General features: G+C 37.0%; 6 protein-coding genes. All 6 read left to right on the top strand.

Annotated elements, in window-relative coordinates; all coding sequences use genetic code 11:
• Positions 1-61: 61 nt before the first annotated feature.
• The 6 genes from ACSG5Z_RS24940 (at position 62) to ACSG5Z_RS24915 (ending at position 22,157) form a co-directional block, all read left to right on the top strand.
• Positions 62-2,539: a hypothetical protein gene (locus tag ACSG5Z_RS24940; protein WP_435712424.1), complete on the top strand. Its 2,478-nt coding sequence runs from the start codon at positions 62-64 to the stop codon at positions 2,537-2,539.
• Positions 2,520-7,034 (top strand): hypothetical protein, encoded by a 4,515-nt coding sequence (locus ACSG5Z_RS24935; protein WP_435712423.1) that lies wholly within the window; start codon positions 2,520-2,522, stop codon positions 7,032-7,034. Before ACSG5Z_RS24940 ends, ACSG5Z_RS24935 begins: the two co-directional genes overlap by 20 nt.
• Before the next feature lie 5 nt (positions 7,035-7,039).
• Complete coding sequence (locus tag ACSG5Z_RS24930) at positions 7,040-7,237, top strand: hypothetical protein (RefSeq protein WP_327988616.1); 198 nt, start codon at positions 7,040-7,042, stop codon at positions 7,235-7,237.
• Positions 7,238-7,331: 94 nt separating this feature from the next.
• Positions 7,332-10,847, top strand: a complete 3,516-nt coding sequence (locus ACSG5Z_RS24925) for a hypothetical protein (protein ID WP_435712422.1) — start codon at positions 7,332-7,334, stop codon at positions 10,845-10,847.
• Between the two features lie 100 nt (positions 10,848-10,947).
• Positions 10,948-19,347: a carbohydrate binding domain-containing protein gene (locus ACSG5Z_RS24920; protein WP_435712421.1), complete on the top strand. Its 8,400-nt coding sequence runs from the start codon at positions 10,948-10,950 to the stop codon at positions 19,345-19,347.
• A 32-nt stretch (positions 19,348-19,379) separates the two neighbouring features.
• Positions 19,380-22,157 (top strand): hypothetical protein, encoded by a 2,778-nt coding sequence (locus ACSG5Z_RS24915; RefSeq protein WP_435712420.1) that lies wholly within the window; start codon positions 19,380-19,382, stop codon positions 22,155-22,157.
• The last annotated feature ends 9 nt before the right edge of the window (positions 22,158-22,166 follow it).

Below are 22,166 nucleotides of genomic sequence, written 5' to 3'. Positions count from 1 at the left end.
GACATTAATAAGAAATAAAGGTTAGATTGTCAAAAGAAATCAATAAAAAGGTGGTGCAGAAATGTTCACTAATCCGGGAACAATTATTAAACATGCTACAATACCAAACGCTATTACATTCCAAAGTGCGGGATACGTTTCTATTTCTGATGAACTTTATGAAGATAGTAAAGTAGTATTCTCATTTCCTAAGCCAATGGAAAAAGTGGTATTAATCCCTAAATATTTAAGTGATGGAAACTTCTTATTTGCTTCTTTAGATAAAGAAAACCAGCTACATATAGGCGGAATTGTAAAAGATTCTGAAAAGATTTATGGAGTCGTAGATACAAAGGATAATATCTTAGATTCTAATACTCTAACAATCTCTTCGAATGGATCTCACTTTACAGTGACATTGAACAATAAAACGGTTTTCAAATTCGAATCTGCTTTATTCGTAAATGGACAAGTTCGTGTGTATGGGGAGGCAGGAGAAATCTTTTATTCTTGTGAAATACAAGAACCTCAATCTACCGCATGGACAAGTAATGCAAATGGTGGGGGAGTAGAGGTAAAAACAATTAAAATAGAAGACCATGAGTATATAAAACTCTTAGGATCTGCAACTAAGAAAGCGATGTTCTCGCAATCTATCTCTCTACTTGCAAAAGACCATACGCTTTCATTCAATGCTCAAGGGAATGGTGAATGTCTAATTAAGTCAGGAGATACAGTTCTAAAACAGATTGCTATCTCAAAAGGAGACTTGTCTTACATCTCTCAAACTTTCAATGTAGCAACCCCACAAACAATTACTCTATTATTCCAAACAAACGGAATTCTTATCGTGGGAAAACACCAATTAGAAGACCGTGTAGATCCTACTCCATACATACCGAATCCTAGTATTACTAGTTCAGTAGTTCGCAATGGATCATCATTAAAGTTCCCAGTAAAGAACTTATTTGATAAGAAAGCAGGGAGTATCTATTTAAAACTAACTACCAAAAACCGCATTGATAGAGATCAAACCCTTTTCCGTTCAGATACAAATGAACTATCACTTGCAGTACGTGGAACTAATTTAGTCTATACCGTTGGTGCAAGTTCAATTACTATCCCTAAAACACTTGAAGGAAGTAAGTCATATGAATTCCTTTGTAGTTGGAATGATGAAGGTATTGAGTTAACTATTAATGGTGAAAATGCGAAAGCTTTAAATACAGGACTTTTACTTACAACTCCTCAAGAATTGATTTTCGCAAATGAAGAAACACCTATTCAGGAAGAAGTCATCTTAGAAGAATGGGCACTGTTCAATAACAAATTACCAGCTACTTCTAACATTAAAACACAACTACCTTTTGCAGTTATGCAATCTTTATTTGATGGAGGAATAAGTGGCCAGAATGTTACTTGGTCTGAAATCCCTGTAGCTCCAATTGATCATTCACCGATTCTAGTTCAAAAAGAGAATGGAGACACGTTACAAAAAGTATCATTCTTTAATCATGAGACAGGAGCATATCAAACGTGGAATCAAGAACCATTCCAGTATGACGGTAAAAGTGATTACATTGAGGTTGCATACAATAATCTTGATGAACAATTTAGGGATATTGCTATCCGTACAGAGGATGGAGAAAAAATAGGTGAGCCTTACCGAATAGATGGTAAAAGATTTTACTTCTCTTTCCACACAAACAGGAAGGCAGTACTAAAAAACAAAACTCTCTATGCAACGTACCAAGTGAATGACACTTACACAATTGACTACAATATCAAAGCTGTTGATGGTTATCGAATTGATTTCGCTAAACACGATGGCGGGAAAAGAATTGTGTATCAAGAAGGAAACCGTTATGGTGAACCGAAGAAGCTAGCAACAATGATCGATATGAATCCAATTCAAAATCAGAATCATGAAGGGTTCTTATATATTACAAACACAATAAATAAGACAGATAGCTTTAGAATTACGGCTACGCCAGACCGATTACATGCAGATGGCGCGAGCTTCTCAACACTCATTATCGAGCCACTTGACTATCAAGGAAACTTCTTATCTCACTCCAACTTAGAGATCATTGCTTCTAAAGGATTTGTTTCTAGACATGTATCAAGAGATGCAGTTGAAGCACAAAAACGTTCAGGGCAATATCTATATCAATACCATGCTCCATATATTCAAGTGAAGCGTGCAGGTGAGATTGTAGAAGATTATATTTGGATTACAGATAAAGATAACAATATCGGTGTTTGTTACAAGATGTTACTTAGCCCTGTATCAAAACCAGATAAGGTTCAATTAACTAAAAGTGAAAAGAACTTATTAACTGCAAAAACAAAAATCATCAACTACCTTCTTATGTATGAAGGTGTAGAGAAATATGAAGATGAAGTACTTTTCTCCATCTTAGATTTTAATCAAGACGGTCGCGTTACAATGGATGAGATTTTAGTCTTGGAAACAAACCAGAAAGATAATGATTTGACTGTTATCTTAAACAAGTTGAAAGAATGGGAGGATACAAACCATGCAGCTGCAACCTCATAAAGACATTGTTCGTAGTGGTCAAAGAAACCGCGGGTATGCTATTCGTATTGGTAACAAAGTTCCTAAGAATAGTGCAAACCTTGCATATGTACAATCAAAATCTGTATCACCTGAGGAGAACATCTTATTAGAAGATGTTTCTTCTCAAATTAAAGAAAACGGATTATCTAATTTTATAGAGAAGGATTACATGGTTTATCCAAACAATAAATTCTTATTGGAAACAGAATCCGGACAAGCTATTTTTCCTACAGATGCAGTTTATGTAACCGATGAATTTACTATTCGTAAGAACCGTCAAGATACTCCAAAACCAGTATTCTATCAAATGGAGTTGAAGGGACGTTTCGATGCAAGAACTGCTCAAGTTATTCCTTATCTAGGTGGCTTCTCTTCTGAGACCGAACAAGAAGCTATACCCTTAGAAGAAGTTGTGATAGACAAAAGAAATGACTTAATTTATGTAGGTAATAGTATACGCATAGAAGCAAACAGTGGACCGTTACAGGACGGTGATGTGTTTAAGGTTCAATTAATTCGTGAAGACAACTTTGTATACCGTATTGTTGTATTTACAAATTTCCGTAACAACAAAGATGTTACATACAAAGTAGTTTATCCTAATTACAAAAATGACAGTAAAGAGAGCGAATTAAAGGAAGAAGTCCTAAACGCATATCCATTCTTCGAACAAGTAACAATGGACAAATTTAAAGATACTGTTTCTGAAATGGAATCAAATCCGGATAAATACAAACATTTGAAAGTCTATGCAATTGAGGAGAAGGGGAATGATTTCTCTTTCTATGCAACATCTGATGTTATGATTGCAAACTATCAAACACGAACACCTCAACTATTTAAACATCGCGTCGAAGCAAAATTGAAAACCAAATTAAGTGAAACAAACCCAGGTAAGATGAACATTGGATTTAGTTTTGTTCAATCGGTAGTTAATGTTGAAAATTTATCTTCTATTGGTAAGACAATCAATGAGCACCTGTCGCTTCCAAAATATATAGAATTACAAAACCCCCATCCAACAGAAGTAGATCTTTTGAAAAAAGATGTTCGATATTGGGCAGTTAACCTTGATATGCCAGATCACCATTATGAGGATTATGATTTACTCGTTATAACTGGTTACGGTAAAGCCGACTTATCTATGTTTAAAGACAAGTTTGAGCATTACTTAAAAAATGGCGGTACGATTTGGATAGATAATGCTGGTAGTGGAATTAATATTCTTGATTTCAAAACGAGCAAAGGGAATACATTTATTTCTGATATCGGGTTTTCGTCAAGTAGCAATGAATTTGGAGTTAAGGAAATTAAAAAAGACTCTCCATACATTAGTCGCTTGCTACCAATTCAAAACGTTGGAGCTTTAGGCTATGCGGACATTTCTCCGGCTATCTTATTTGGACAAGATGAGGAAAGTACCCAGTGGGATACAATTGTAAAACACTTAAATGGTGGCCCTTCAATTATTAAAAAATCACTGTTTGATAAAGGTACTGTTCTTGTATCTAACTGTGGAATATTCAGAGCATTTTACCACAACCAAAAAGAAAGTGTAAACCTTGTTTTAAACTCGATCCTTTATCATTCAGAAGAACAATGGGTGTTTACTCCTTGGAGAAATGACTTCGTATATCACCGAGATAATTTATTTGCTCAGGAATACAAAGTGAACAATACGGATGTTTATATTAATGACAGAAGTGATTACAATGCAAATCAAATTGTCGCAAAAAAAATCCTTTATAAGAACTGTAAAGAATACGTGAAAATCTACTGCAAACCTTGGTTCTATAATGCTACAGGAGTGTATGAACATGCTATAGATGGTGATAAATCAATTCCAATTAACAACAGTGGATTTGAAAGTGGTCAAGTAGATTCAGGTGGACAGCCTATTACTTCTTGGACAACTGATACAGTAAATGCAATCCCTTCATGGAATACAAAGAAGTTAGCTGGTCAAACAGTTACATTCACACATGATTCCACAAAAAGCTTATTCGGTGTTCGTCAGGTATCCTTAGACTCATCAACCGGAACAACAGGAGCTCATGCCTTTTGGGAAAGTGAAGATATCTATTTATCTATTGATGATTACAAGGTGACTGCATGGGCAAAAATTGGTCAAGTACGAGGGATTACAACAGATGGTGTGAAAATCGGTATTTATAACTTACAGGGTGAAAAAATTTCTTCTTCTATTTCTATTACAGGGAAAAAAGATTGGGTTAAGTTAGAAACGAATTTCCACATCGATAAACCCCAAAAAATTAAGATTCGTTTAGGCTTTGTAGATGGAAATGGTTTTGGTAAAGCAAGCTTTGATGATGTTACATTAGATACAATCGGAGCAGTTAGAGGTGTTGCACAGAATGAAGGAGAGAAAACTCTCTATGCATTCAGTATTAAACCGAATGCTACAACGATTGATATTCAAGCAGAAGGCTTTGAAAATGCAGACATCACTAGAGCTACACCGGAAATTCCATTCACATATACGATTATGCCATTTATTCATCAGTGGATTTCCTACGGAGTAGACCCAGGAACAGGACTAGAGTTTGGTCGTTATGAGCGAATGTATGGACCACCAGTTGCTTATTCTAAATCAATTCGTAAAACAGAAGGATTAAAGAATCTAGGCTACTTACATACGCTGCTTCCTCCAGTACCAAGTGGGAAAGAGTGGTATGACAAGAACAAAATCTTCTACAAGATTTCACTTGGTTCAGAAAACTTAGAGGAAAACAATTTAGTTAACCTAAAACTGTTTGACCGTAAAACAGGCATGGAATGGTTCTACAGTGGAGATCTTGTTATTGGCCATAAAGATATTTTCTGGGCAACAGATAAACCAAGTTTTGTTCTTCATGTTGAAACTGGATTCGAAACAATAAGAGCGTCTAAACGAAACTTTGGATTGAAGTTAATTGATGATCGTCGTATCTATAGTGAACTTCCTCAAACAAAGGATGCGAAAGAGAACTGGTATTTAAAAATTCATAACGGACAGTTCATTAAAGATGACCTTGGATATAAAGAATGGTCAGAATTACATGCTAGTAATAATCTTGCTGTAATGAATCAATACAAAGAACGAGTTATGAAAAAAGAGAAGTATCAAGTCAACGAATACGCTTCTCAAATCTTTAATCCTTCTATCGGAATTATGACAGTAGAGAACGAGATGGAGTACATTACTCCTTCTACAGTAAAAGTACCTCACAATAATCTGTATGTAAGCCAAGGCTCTGTAGAAAAAGAACAGCTTTTAGTTGAGGGCTTAGCGAATTCTGCAGGAACATTGTTCCGAGCTAAACAAAAAGATTGGATTCGTAACGATAAGGTTCACATCTTTATAGATGCTGCAAACAATGGCAACATCTTGGAGATTTTCGAAGAGTATCCATTCGAGATTAATCATGACGAGGGTACTGTTTTCTTCCCAGGTAGAAATATAACTGGTAAAGTGTACGCTACTTATGAACATCGTAACTTCCGCCTGTATAAGCGAATCTATAAAAATACAAAAATGTCTAACGACTTATTGGAGAATAAACGTATCGATCCGGTTACGAAAGAAGTAATCATGTATGGTTCAAAAGAAAACTGGTTAATCCAACCGGTGCCAGTTCTAAAAACTACCAAAGGCAAGGCAACATTCGCTAATACGATTCCTGCTACAAATTATCGAATCGATTATGAAAAAGGAAAAGTAGTCTTTAAATTTGAACCAGTTGGGCCTGTATATGCAGACTATGGTTATTTCGAAAACAAAGAGCTAGCAGCAAATGATTATGATATCCAAAACGGAATCTTCTTCTTAAGAGAAAACATTTCGTTTAAAGATGATTTATTTGCTAAGTATTCTTATTTTGATAACTTCTACGAATACAAGGGCTTCTATAGTGAAACACTTCGAACATTCCTTCATTTAGACCTCAATCCATCAGTAGGACATTACTCAACTCTTCCGATGACAACTTATGTGAATGGTGTTCAAAAGGTAGAGTACAAGAAGGTTCCATCTTCAAAGCTTCTCAATAAGCTTATCCATATTTACATTGTTCCTAATTCTGAAAACGGAAACTCAATCCGTCACTGTTTCAGTAGAGAAGAGTGGAGAAGCATTCAGCAATCTAATCCTATGTACTTGTTACTTGCTAAGGTTCAAGTAAGAGAGCATACGAGCGTTAAAGATGTAGTTGTTATGGATGCACGTACTCGTGGTGGCGGTATCTCTGAGTCGTTATCAACTAAGACAGTTGATGAAAGAGTACAAGGAAGACAACGTTATTGGGACATTGGTAATTGGGATGGAAAAGCATTCTATCGAAATGGTGTTCTAATTGTCACACTTCCTAAATCGATTCTAACTGAATACGGCGGTAACTTATCAGAAGAATACGCAAAAGAAGTTATTGATAAGTATGTAGCTTACGGAACGTACTGCATTATTGAATGGGAGTGATTAGTATGAGTTATCCATTAGGAGTGTTCCAGTACTATGACAAGGAGACGGATACAACCCACCTACAGTGGAGCTATGTTGATGATCCGAACCTTACTCATTTTGAAGTTGAAATCTATGATCAAAACTTACGTAAATGGGTGAAGTGTGATGGACGAAATGGAATTATAGAAAAGCAACCGAAAATAGGAAGCAACTATTAACCAGTGGGGCGGATAATTCCGTCCCGTTTTTTATAGCAAAAGTAATTTGTAATGGTTATAAAAGAAACATATTAAAGACAAAGTAGGTGAATGTATGGAAAAGGAATTGATTTTCCCTGTGCCTTATTCTGAGTTTGTCCGTAAAAAGGATGCTCAGTATGACGGAGATCCTAATGGTGATTACGTCATGTCTGAAGATGTTAATGAACTGCAGGAGTCTATTGAACAGATAGAACGCGTCATTAACTTTAAAGAGCTAGGAAGCACAGTTTCAGGTGAACTTAATAAAAAAGTAGATAAAGCAACCATATCTGATTTTGGTAGCCCTCTATTCGTAGGCTACAGAGGTGCATCTATTAACACATATGATTCTATCGAAAAACGAATCAATGCTTTTAGTTACATTCCTCATGTCATGATTAATAAAGAAGAATCTACTAACTTTAATTTCTTTGTAGATGAAGTTAAGAAGAGTGGAACGCTACTATATGGTATTATCAATTACCCAAATGTTGTTTTAAATAACATTGAAGCTGATATAACATGGTTTGAATCTAAAGGTTTTCATGGAATCTTACTATCTAATTTTGGATTTGAAAATGGATGGAACAGAGCGCAACAAAACCAAATTCTTCAATACATTCATGCAAAAGGAATGGCAGCTGTTGTTACAGGTGAAATAGAAACTACGTTATTTAACAAACCCCATAAAAATAACCCTCAACAAGCAAACCTTAAAACATCGAAAGATGACATTTATTTAGCACAAGACGTATTCGTTTTAAATGGTGCTAAAAACAATCCTATTGTAATTCCTTCCGTTGTTTTCAACTTAAACAAGGCTCAAAAAGAAAGAGGTATTCAAATCTTCGTTGAAGATACAGCAGATGCAAGTAACGATAATAATAAGCTTTATTTATACGGAAAAATGCTATCTACTTTATACAACTTAGATGGATACAGCCTCGTTCCTCAGAGTCGATACGCTTTAAATGAGAAGGTAGAAAGATACCTTCATGGTTTTGAACTAGGAAAATGGAAAGCGCAGAATCCAGTTTATGTAGAAGAAGCAACTGCTACATCACGTTCTTTCTCTAAAGGAAGTCTTGTATTCGATAAAGTGAAAAACGAATGCTACGTAAAAGGAGTAGGGTTAAACCCTTCGATCTACACATGGCAAGACAAACAAATTCCTGGTAGCGCAATTGATTTCGCAAGTGCCATTTATGGTTCTGAAGGTATTGAAACTCTTGTTGATGCAATTAATGATAATAATCACCTGATTCATTATTCGAAAATTGCTGGGTTAACTGGGAGCGGGGCAACTCCGGATTCAATTAAGGATACAGTTATTAGGGCAATCAATAACTCTCCTGCGGCTGTAGCTAAGAATGGTCCTGGTGGTTATGATGCAATAGCAGGAAATGACTTCTTACACGGTGGTGTTATTGACTACATTGATGCGGGATCTATTAAATCAGGTGTACTTAACGTTGATGCAATCAAGACCAATATTATTGAAGCGATTAACGCTTATATTGGTACAGCTAAAATCAATACTGCTGTTATTGGTGAGTTATCAGCAGAACATATCGCAGCCAATGTTATTGACGCAATCAATATTTATGCTTCAAACATTTCTGCTGGACAAGTAAAAATTGATAATGCGGTTATTGGTGAACTATCAGCAGATAAAATTAAGGGGGCAGTTATTGAAGCTGTTAACTTATATGCAGGAGAGGCTGTAATTGATTCAGCAAAGATCGGTCAACTTGATGCAGACCATATCAAGGCAGCTGTAATTGAAGCAATTAACGCGTCTATTGAAACTGCTGTAATTGACTCTGCAAAGATTGGTACCTTAACTGCAAGTCATATTAAAGGTATGGTTGTTGAGGCTATTAACCTTTATGCAGGACAAGCGAAAATCGATGCTGCGCAAATTGGTGCCTTAAAAGCTGAAAACATTTCAGCCGGATTAATCGAAGCTTTAGAAATCTCAGCAGGAAGTGCGGACTTCGATAGATTACAAGCTTCTGTAATTGGAGCAATTAATGCAAGTATCGAACATGCTTTTATTGATGGAGCGATTATTGGTGAAGGTACGATTGATTCCGTACAAATCGCAGATGCTAGTATTACAGATGCAAAGATTGTTAGTTTAACAGCCGCTAAAATTAAAGCAGGTACAATTGATACCTCATTAGTAACCTTACAAGGTCCAGGTGCGCGATTAAAAATCACGAATAACAGATTGCAAGTTTTTGATGACCAAGCAACTCCAATTGAACGTATCTCTCTTGGTGATGTCAATGGAGACGGATCAGAGTTTGGTTTCCGTGTTCGTGGTGCAGATGGAACTACTATCCTATTAGACCATAATGGTGTAAGGGAAGAGGGTATTACTGACGGGGCAATTACTAATAAAAAAATTGAAGACGGAGCGGTAGACAATGACAAGGTTTTACAAAATTCCTTGCAAGGTGACCGACTAGTAGTTGATGCTATTACCGCTAGAGAGATAGCAGCAAAGTCTGTTAATGCTAATCACTTACAAGCAAACTCTATTGTTGCAGGTAGTGGGGTTATTGGAAAAGGTGCTATTGGTGAAGCTGAAATCGCACAAGCCAGTATCACAGATGCTCATATCAAAACATTAAGCGCTAACAAAGTGACTGCTGGTTCTATTCAGATGACGAGTAGAAACTTAGTATCGAATGCAACATTTAGAAAAGGGACAATTGATTGGACTCTTGATTCAAATTTTAGTACTTCTGGAGTAAGTGAAATTGTTCGTTTAAATACAACAAATAGTCTTCATTTATTTACTACTGGAAAACCTCTGCAGAATTCAAGTGCGTATTCTAAGTTTGTTCCCGCAAGTGCAGGGGAAAACTACTCCGCTTCTGTATATGTCCTCACAAAAAATCTCTCCGGTTATGATGGTGGACATCCTAGAGTCGAAATCGAATACCACAATGACTCCGCTCGTATCACATCTAAAATCACCACATCCATCTTAACAGGAAATGATATATGGAAACGTATTAGTGTTACAGAAACTGCTCCTGCAGGAACAACAAGAGTTCGTTTACGAATCTATCATCCTAAAAACGGAGATTCTTATTTCTGTAGACCAATGCTCCAAAAAGGAAACATCGTAACAGAGTGGACTGGTGACGGTTCATTTATGACTGAAGATGGTTTCTATACAGGAGAATTACATGCGGAACAAATAACTACTGGAAAGATTAAAGCTGGTATGGTTCAGATTGGACCAGATACACAGTTCGAACCAGGTTATAGCCCCGGTGAACTTCTTCAAGAAATAGAAAAACGAACGCCTTATCGTGTAGAAATAATAAGTACAAATGGAATGTTCTTTAAACAAGGTGTTGTTTCAACGACATTAAAGGCTCAGGTGTACAAAGGATCTACTGACGTAACAAGCCAGTTACAAAACAGTCAGTTTCTATGGAGAAGAGTAGATAAAGATGGTAATGAGGATACTGCATGGAATCAGACACATGCCGGATTAAAAGAAGTACCAATTACCAGACAGGATTTAAAACAAAGAGCAACATTTCTATGTCAGATTATTAATAATTAGGTGTTGCGATTCCATAATGTAATAGATTACTTTGATTGGGTAAAACAAAGTAGTCTATTACTTTTTTAAATAAAACATAAATCAGAAAGAAGGGAACAATATGGAAGTATTAGCAACTGGGCACATATCACTTGTTGATATTAACGATGCAATCGTATCAGATGTACCGCCCGCTGACCCTTCATTAGGAGCACTTTGGATTGACACAACTAAAGATCCTAATACATTAAGTAGTTGGGACGGGACTAATTGGGTTGAACAATCATTATCTATTTCCTCATTAGATCCATCATTTTATCAAGACGTAGAAAAACTAAAAGATTTTGCTGATAAAGCAGGAAGTGACGGTATCATTTCTTCAGGCGAAAAAGCAAATATTAAATTAATTCTAATGGAAATCACAGGTGATGTTCTTTCTGGACAAACTCTTCCTACTCTTGAAACGATTGATAAGGCAAAGGGCGGACAAGTTTATTTAGCAAGAGCAGAAGCTAGAGCTTCAGGTATTCCAATAACTCATGCGGATTATACAGCTTTTGAAACAGCCTATAGTAATTTAAAAACATATTTAGAGTCATTAACTCCGAGACCTTGGTTAACAGGGGATACGACAATTGACCCCGTTACATGGACAGCTAAATGGGATGCTTACTACGAAAAACTTTCAAGATTGGCAGTAGCAACATCTACATATCTAGCAAACAGTATTAGACCAGGAGAAGACTACAATGGTGTCACTATCAATACTGATAAAGGTATCGTTGTTTTAAGAGGGGATGGTCTTTTCAGAACAATCCTTAATGCAACTGAGGGTATTTCTATCGAGAAGAACAATGCAGGTACGTGGAACAAGATGTTCTATACAAACATAGACGGTAAAATCTATGCTCATGGTTTAATTATTAGTTCTGATTCTAAAATCGCTGGAACTGATGCAGGCACAGTTACAGATAACGCTGCAAAAGGTAAGGCAGGTATTGATGAATTAACCAGTGATTTAAAGGTCACTCCGTCGGAAAAAACACAGCTGAGCAGAGAATGGGAAGCCATCAAAGCAGAATACACACAAGTGTTAGCGCAAGCAACTTCTCTTGGTGTTACAACTTCTACTTACACGACATCTTATACAAACTTAGATGGTGTTACTCCGAAAATAGGAGCGGAAGTATTAGCTACTATGACAACCACTTATACATTCGCTTCAGCATCTACGAGAGATACATTTAAATCAAAGATAAGTGCTTATTTCAATGAATCCGAAAAAGTTAAGAAAGCAATTAATGATGCAATCAACAAGTCAGCAAGTGATGCTAATGACAAAATTGCTAATTTAAAAATTGGTGGAGTGAACTTTTTACGCTACACCTCAACTTTTGCTGGGTGGCCGGGTGTCACTATCAATACAAATGATTTTCAAGGTAGTAATTCTATAACTTTACAAAGAACGAATTATCAAAGTGGAAACCCTAGAGCGCAAGTAGCACAAAGAAATATCCCTTTACCAAGCATTGAGAAAGGTAGTAATTACTCAGCTAGTGCTTGGTTGTATGTTGATAGTAGTGTACCTCTTATTGGTAACGGTTCTGATGATCTTTCTGTTAGATTCACAAAAGCTACAAGTGATACAAGCGGTACGCAGTTTGATGTGAAAGTTACAGACTTGTCGAAATTGGCTAAGGACAAATGGGTCTACGTTTCTCTTTCATTTGAATTACCTCAAAATGTTACAGACAAAGCAGAATTTATGTTGTCTCTATCTCAAAACGGTATGGTAAAAATGGCAAGACCTCAGTTCGAAGAAGGAAGCAAAGCTACTAGTTGGACACCCCATCCTGCTGATATTGATGAAATGATATCTGCAGCAGACATAAAGGCTCAAGATTCAAAGAACTCAATTGCTGATATGTCTAATGATAGTAAGCTAACTCCTATTGAAAAAGTGCAATTGAAGAAAGAATGGTCAGAAATTGTAGCCGAAAAACCCCAGTATGAATCTCTAGCAAATTCATTTGGAATCGATACAGAGAAAACGAACTACGTAAACGCTTATAACGCATTAAACACAGTTCTTAATGTAACCCCTGGTTATTTCAAGAATATGCAAACGACGGACACTATTAATGGTGCAACGTTTCGCGGTCAATTTGAAGACTACTACAGTAAGTTAGCGACACTAGTTAAGAAGATAAACGAAACAATACAAGGTAATGTTGATAACATCACCATTGGTGGACGTAATATCTTGAATGGTTCTAGTGTTTTAACTGGTTGGGGTTCAGACCAAAACTTGGATGTTGAAAGAACGTTTCAAACTGACGCAAACGGAAAATACATTCAAGCTAAAGTTTTAACCGCTGGGAAACCATATTACAACATGTACAACTGGCTCAATGAATCTTGGACTAGAAAACCAGACAACAAAGAGTACACTCTAAGTGTAGATGCTTGTGCATCTATAGATGGCTGTATGTTTAAGATTCGCGATGATGTTAAGTCAAAATATGTTGAAACTAAAATTCCAGTAGGAGATTTTAATAGAATATCCGTAACCTTTAAATACGATTGGGCATTTACAAAAATGTTAGCTATTGCAACTCTTCCTGATAGTTCACCAGTCGGGGCGACAGTCAAACTTAAAAACTTCAAGCTTGAGGAAGGGAATAGAGCAACAGATTACACAATAAGTCCTGAAGATCTTGATAAGTTAATTTCTGCAGCTGATAAAAAAGCAGAAGCAAGTAAGAGTGCTATTGCTGATATGTCTAATGACAATAAAGCGACACCTTTGGAAAAACAACAGCTGAAAAAAGAGTGGGCTACAATCTCAGCAGAGAAGCCACAATACGAAGCACTTGCTACTACTTATGGAATCACAACTGAGAAAACAAACTATGTGAATGCTTACAACGCTTTAAGTGCAGCAATCTCTCCTATTACTGCTGATATTACAACAACTAGTGATATCAATGGTGCAACTTTCCGTAATACATTTGATGACTATTACGATAAGAAAGCACAATTAATTAAGAAGATTAATGAAACAGCTAAGAAGCGCGCAGAAGATGCTGAGAAAAACGCGAAGGATTACACGAATGTAATTGCATCTAATGAATCTTCTTATATTAATAAGAACTATAACTTTGCTGATTGGACGGGTTCACTACCTAATGGATATGCAGGTGCGGTAGGTACTGCTCCAACCAAAGTAGCTTCAGAGAATGGAAATGGTAATTCTGTTAAATTTACTACGGCAGCAGGGCAAGCGGGATACATGAATATTGTTTCTAAGAATAATCCGTTCTATGAGTATGTTTATTTGGAATCTACATTCAAATTAGAAAGCGGTTCTATCAATGGTGCTGGTGTCCTGTTTAGACATTGGAGAGCAGATATGACAAATATCTATTGGGACAGTTATCTAAAGTTTAAAGACTTAGTTCCGGCTCCAGTTTTAAACAAATGGTATACAGTTTCTAAAGTAGTTAAAATTACCCAAACTGGTGATTTTGGTGGCTATTCAGTTTATCCAATGGCCTCATTTAGTGCGATGGACGCTACAATGCCTGCTAATGTAATTTACTTTGATTCTGTGATCACAAGATCTGCAACCGAGCAAGAAATCAGTGCTTATGAATCTAAGTTAGCTATTGCTGATATGACAAGCGACATGAAGATTACGCCACTAGAAAAACAAACACTAAGCCGTGATTGGGAGTCAATCAAAGCGGAATACACACAAACATTAGCTCTGGCAAACTCTCTTAGTGTTTCAGCTGCTACATATACAACTGCTTATTCAAATTTAGACAGTGTATCTCCAAAGATCGCTTCAGAAGTTTTAGCGAACATGAACACAACATATACATTTGCTTCAACTACTGCTAGAGATTTATTCAAAACACAGATGAATACCTACTTTAATGAATCTGAAAAAATCAAAAAAGCGATTAATGATGCGATTAATAAGTCGGCAAATAATGCTAATGACAAAATCGATAATTTAAAAGTCGGTGGTAAGAACCTATTGTTAGAGTCCAATACAGACTCCTCAACAACAGATTACCTTATTAAGATGTATAGCTTGTCCGAGGATTGGATTACTGGACAAGAATACACTTTTGTTATTAAAGGAACTGTTCCTGCGGGGCAAAGATTCGGCATATGGCAAAATGGTGGCTCAAACAAGGTAGGGGAAGCTACAACTACATACGTTAATGGAGTAACTTATGTAACGTTTAAAGCAATAGCTACAACAACAGGAAACGAAAGAAAACTGAGCTTATATAACTATCCTCAAAATACAACACTGGCTACTGTAGATTGGGTTGCTCTATACAAAGGAAACAAACCAATGGACTGGTCTCCTGCTCCAGAAGATATTGAAAATACAATTCTTGGACAGCTTAACAGTGGTAACAATTTACTTAGAAACTCTGGAGATTTCAGAAATCTAAATGGTTGGGTATTAAATAGTGGTACATCTTTAAACATTGTTCAGAAGGATGGTTTTTCTGTACTAGAAGCAGTTGGTTCTATAACTTCTACTAACACAGTAAATGTCCCTGTAATTAAAGCAGGAACAGAATATGTATACACTACGGAAATCATGTTTAGTGAAGATACAGCAATAGCTAGCACAACCCCGATGCACTTTTGGTTCTTTGATACAGGTGGAAACAACAATGCAATAGAAAGAAGTGCATTGATATCTAGTGATACCGTTGCTAAGGCAAACACTTGGACACGAATTTCGATACTCTTCAAGACAAAATCTACTATTAGTTCAGCAGCTTATTTCAAAGCCTTTATCTATGGTGCTCAATTAACAGCCACTAATAAATACTGGGTTAAGAATGTTATGTTTTCTGAGGCTAACAGAATTGTTAACTGGTCTCCATCGGCTCTTGATGTTTCAGATATGATCACAGACATACAAGTTGGCGGAAATAATATCATTCCAAACTCTTTATTTAAAACAATGGGTAAATGGAGAGGTTTCGGTACTTCTGGCGGAACAAAAACAGTAGGTGTAGATGTTGACCTGGCAGGATTCGGAACTGGTTTCCAATTCGAATCAGTCGTAAGTGGTGAATATGGTCTTGCATTAGACAGTGTTAAAGTAACTACAGGAGAAACCTATACACTTTCAGCTTGGTTTAAATTAACTAAAACTGGTGTCATTAAGATGCAAGAAGGTAATTCGAATGTAAAATGGACGTATACAAAATCTCAACCGGAAGTAGGTAAGTGGGTTCGTGTAGTTCATACATTCGTTGCAAAAGACAGTACATTAAGTGTCTATGCTGGGGCAGATTCATCATCAGTAGCAACTGCAGGATTCGTTACTGGATTCCAATTAGAAAGAGGAAATAAGGTAACAGACTGGAGCTTAGCTACTCAAGACATTAATGATTTAATCGATGCCGCAAATAAAAGATATGATGATATGAAAGTCGGCGGTACTCAAATGCTGACTGGAACAGACTTTAAAGATGCTTCAGGTTGGAATCGTTGGGGGAGCATTGGGTCTATTGGTCATTATGCACAACCACTATTACCAACAGGAAAAGCACTCTTTATGGAAACAAGAACCGGACAAACACAATTGCCAGTTCCATTAGGTAGTAAAGTCGGGATGGCAAGTGATGGAAGGAAGTTTGCGGTTAAAAGTGGACGACAGTATACACTTTCTATGAACGTAGCAACAAGCGAACTAGGGGATACATTAGATTACATGTACTTAATGTATACAGTAGCTGGTGGTAACCGTCGTTTAGGTGATATTAAAACAACCGACTTCCCAAAATTCGCACCAATTGCTGAAGGAAGTTTAACGAACTATTACAGTGTTAAACTAACGTTTACAGCCGATCGCGACGACGACAATGCGTATATCTTAATTGCTGGTGGCACAACACGAGAGTTAACAGGTTCTAATGGTTATGCGTGGATTCGTGTTAACTCATTAAAAATCGAAGAGGGTAACGTTGCCACATCTTGGGAGTTGGCTCCAGCAGATATCGATAAGGCTATTGCGGATACAGATAAGAAAGCTCAGAACGCAGCGAATAATGCAAATAATGCATTGAAGCAGGGACAGGTAGTTGTAAACTCAACTTTCTCTGATTGGACAGGATCATTCCCAGCTGGACTCGCTTCATGGAGTAGCTCATCGGTTTCAAAAGAAACAACTTTAACAAGAACTGGTAGTGCAATGAGATTTAATGTCGGTGCAGATACTACACAAGTAGGAGCACAAATTACAACAGGATACTTTATTCCAAACCTTCCAAATAACAAGTACTACGTAGTTGAATTAGACTTTATGTTAGTTAGTGGTTCAATAACAGGAGCATGTGTCTTATTAGATTGGAACAGTATGAGTCCTTCTAGGGCATCAATTCATCTTTCAGATGTAGTAACTGCTCCAACGTTAGGTAAGTGGTATACGGTTCGAGCAGTTATGAAAAGACCAACAGACAATCTATCTGGCTATTCAGCTATGGCTGGTTATTTACTTGCTAACTACTCTGGTTCTACAACAAACAAAGTTAAGAACATTGTCTTTGACAGACTTGTGTTTAGAGAACCTACACAACAAGAAATAGATGCTTATGAAATCACTACTATTGAAAACGGAATAACTGTTATTGATGGTGGCAAACTTAAAACTAACTCTGTAAAAGCGGAATCAGTCGATGCAAGACGTTTAAGAGTAACAAACAATAGTGGTACTGTTACATTAGAAATTACCAACACAGGGGAAGTAACTGTTAATGGTACAGTTTATATTAATAGTAGCTCAATGTTTGCCGATGGTTACGACCCATCAAAAACAGATGGTGGACGTAATATTGTTTTAAACTCTCGTTTCTCTACTGCAGATGCAACAAGTTGGACAACCTGGGGATCTCCTTCTGTAAAACAGGTAGAAGATATTACAGACTTGCCTGGTTTTGATAAAGCAGTTAAATTTACAACAACAGGAGCAAACCAAGGATTATACCAAACGCTTTCTGTTGAAAGTGGTAAGAAATATACTGCTTCTTGCTATGTGAAATCTTCATCTGGGCAAGGAATTATCCAAGTGAATGATGGTGCATCAGGTTATCCAGGCGCAACTATGGATGCAGGTGATGCAGGTAAAAATAAATGGGTCAAGTTGTACTTTACCTTTACCGCAAAAGGAAACACCGCACAGGTATACATCGGTAGAAGTGGTGGAGGTACAAATGGAACCTATTGGTTTACTGGTATTAAGTTAGAAGAAGGATCAAAGTTGACAGCTTGGAATCCTGCTAATGAAGATATTGATGGATTAATTGGAAAAGTAGTAACTCCAAATGGAGACATTAAAGCACTTGATATTGCTTCTTCTATGTCTGTCACACCAGGAGCTATTGATGTAGTAAGTAAAAATATCAACTTAAAAGGTAAAGTAACCTTCTCTGATTTTGCTTCTGGATGGGCACTTGACTCCAAAGGAAATAAGATTAGTAACTCTGATCAACCGGGTTATGATCCAGCAAATCCACTTTATCTAGATATGGACGGAAACTACAGACCATTATCAGATGAAAAGAATTTCATGTCGAACCTATTTGCCAAAGATGACACAACTGGAGTTACAGTTATCGATGGTAAATATATTAAGACAGGAACAATTCAAGCGAAATACGCTAACTTTAGAGATGTTCAAGTATACAATGATTCAGGTCAACAGACTTTTCGTATCGACACGAACGGTAACCTTTCTACATCTGGTACATCTCGATCTATTGGATATGAAAGACAGAAAAAAGGTTGGAAGATCGATGCTGATGGTTCTGCTGAATTCAATGCCGCTACATTCCGTGGAGATATTGAGTTAGGATATTACGATGCTAAAAAAGACAGCTTTGTTGTTACAGGTGGACTGTTAAGTAGTATTGGTGGAACTGGTAAGGACTTACGTTTCTGGGCAGGAGATAACAAATCTACCGCTCCATTCAAAGTTTTCTCTGATGGTACTTTGGAAGCGACGAAAGGGTTCTTTACAGGAACATTCTCTGGTGAAGTGGTGGTAGGAAATATCTCAATTCGAGATAGTGCTTCAATAAAAGGCGATGCAAAAATCATTCTTACTGATGATTCTAAGATTCAGAAAGTTGTTCTTGGAGAATCCGCAGTAGAATTAAATACGAAAACGACTTTTGGTAATTTCTTAACAGTAGATATCATCAATCAAAAACTCGACTTCGGGGCAAATGATTTCAGAATTGATTATAAGAACAATACAATCAAAATGAAAAGCTTCTCTATTAAAGGAACTACAGCTTTAGAATTTGTATCTGATGGTTCATCTGGTGATGATTTCGTATTTAAAAACCTAACTGGTGATACATCGGTTCGAGTAGATGGTAGCTTTATTGCTAGGGACGATATTGAAATTACGAACGTCTTACGTATGAAAAAGTCTACAGATTCCGGCAATAAGGGTATAGACTATGTATTCATTTAATAGATAAATAAATTAAGAGAGGAGTAAAACATATGGAGTTATTTTCAGCATTGGCGTCGGGTTCATACCCGACCATGCTTTATACAGTTTATGCAGAACAGACAAGTCGTTCTGCAAATTCAGTTACATATAGCGTTACATGTTGGGCTAGGTTAGATAACCAAACTTACGATTATTTTAACGCACTTGTTTATCCCAAGATTAATATAGGTGGTACTACTGCTTCTTTTGCTGCTTTAGGTAAATTCCCAAAAGGAGCAGGAGCTAAATTTAGCACAATCAGCGTAACTGTATCTGGAATATCAGCGGCAACATCTAGCTTGTCATACACATTCTCAGCAACGTCACAACTTGGTGGAACATCAAGTAGTACAACAGGTTATGTCGGAGGTAAATCGGGAACCGTACCTGTTTCCGTTTATGCTACGACTCCCTCATTAGGTGGCTCAATTACCATTAAGGATGGTTCGACAGTGGTTTCTTCTTATTATAGAGAAAATCTTGGGACAGGCTCCTTTAATATTAGCTGGCCAAGCGCATCAGGGGCAAATGGAACTCTTGTTTATGAACTACAAAGAAGTATTAATGGTCAAAACTGGACCATTGTAAATAGTGCCATAAGTGGTACGTCTATTAATGATGCTCCAGGAGCAGGTGCAAACTCGGTTCGATATGCTGTGCTGGCAAAGAACCGTGTAGGAACAGACGAAATGATGTCTGGGTTTATTTACTCTCCAACAGTAAATAAAAATGAATTAAAATCACCGTCATTAACTTCTAGTGCTAATGTTACTTACAATACAAGAACCTTTGTTGTAACACTTGGAGCTGCTTCTGACAATTTGGGTTCTTCAATAAGTTACACCATTAGTGGGATATCAAGTAAGTACACAACTATTAATGGAACTACTAATGTTTCTCCAGGGAACATTACAATCAATGCAAACAATGGTACGGGCGGTACTTATATGACGCTAGATAATCTAAAGGCCGCAGCACTAAATGGGGCTGCCCATTCAGATACAAATCCCTACAAAGGAACCATTGATTTACAGGTAACTGCTACAAATGGTAAAGGTTCATCGAGAACTGAAACAGTAGCTATTCCACTCAATTTAGGAATAGACGCTCCTGTAAATGGAACTCCTAGCGTATCTATAGCAGCCAATTCTTACTACTCAATAAATTCAGTAAACTATATCTTCCCTGAATATAAACCACTTTCACTTTCGATTGCCGGCTCAATCAAGGACATGCTTGGCCGAAATTGTAGCTATGACATAATAATGGAAGAAGGAGAAGCATTATGGGTACTTAAAAATACAGGTATTGTTACTGCCGCAACTACAGCAACTCTCAACCACACTGAAGTCGGTTTATTAACTAGTAAGAAAAATGTTTCCTTCTTTATAGAAGCTAAAACAATAGGTAACGCATCGAAACTTTCTGCAAAAACCCAAAAAGTAGATCTTCACTACTACAAAAAACCAAGTGTTACCTCAAGTGAACTATCTCGTATAGTTGGTAAAGCAGCCTTCAAAGTTAGTATTACTCCTAATACTTCATTAGCAGGAGCTACAAATACCTCAACAATGCCATCAGGATATACAAAAGGAACTTCAAATATAACTTCCGGAACAGAGTCTTACACAGTAACAAGTAGTACAACTCTTGCTGATTCGTATACTGCGACAATTTCTGTTGTAGTTCGTGATTCAATAGGTTACATATTAAATGGTTCAAATGATGTTACCTTGAAAGTTACTATTCCTACATTTACACCTGCATTATCTATCCGTCAAAGAGGGGTAGGTATTAATGGTTTTGCAGGAACTACTGAAAAACTTTATGTTGGTGGTAATGTAAAACTTACTGGAAACTTAATTGTTGGTGGAATAATTGACATGGGTAATATGAATATCGAAAACGTAAACCATATTACAATCACTGATCCAGGTGGTGGAGAAGGGCTAGAATGGAAAGACCCTACAAACAATTGGAAGATTGTAGTTTCACCAGATAATCTTTCAAACGCTACAGGGGATTTACAGTTCGCTCGAAATGGTGCAAGAAGAGCTACGGTAAGAGCAAACGGTGAGGTTGCTGCAACAGGTGGTTTTGCTACCATTAATCCTAGCAATACGAATGCATCAGTTTCATTAAACTTCCTTAACAATATCGCAAGAATTCGTACTGGCGGATCAGGTGCTGGTGCAGATAATGGACTTGAAATACATGGAACAGGTGATGTTGTTAGATGGAAAGTAGACGGCGCTGGTAACGTATCAAACTATGGAGACCTAAGAATATACAACGGTAAGCAGATTCAATTTATGAATAGCTCAGGTATGGCAATGGACGGATACGGGAACATAAAACCTAGGGATCCTGCAAGTCATGGATCGACTGCAAACTGGTGGGTTTCAGATGTGAATGGTACCCAAGTAATCAGGGTTAACACGGGTAGTGCTGGTGGTTATGCAGAAATCATAAGTAGACCATTCACGCAGGTTACAGCATTCACAAATGGATGGGCTCAGTATGGTGGATTCGGAGGAGTTGCCTATACAAAAGATGCAGCAGGATTTGTTGTACTGCAAGGATTGTTAAGAGGTAATAGCGGTACGAGCGGGTCTGCATTCCAATTACCTGCTGGATTTAGACCAAACACAACACTTATTTTTAATGCTATTAATGGTTTTAATGGTAGTTCTCGTCTTGACATAAATGCAGATGGAACCGTTGTGATGCAAGGTGGCGCTCCTGATTTCTGTTCTCTAAATGGAGTTAGGTTCCTAGCTAGACAATAAAGGAGGTTT

It is taken from the genome of Bacillus pretiosus (assembly GCF_051294775.1).
Classification (GTDB): domain Bacteria; phylum Bacillota; class Bacilli; order Bacillales; family Bacillaceae_G; genus Bacillus_A; species Bacillus_A wiedmannii.
Note: the sequence above shows the minus strand (reverse complement) of the source record. Positions and strands in the feature narration are given on the sequence as shown.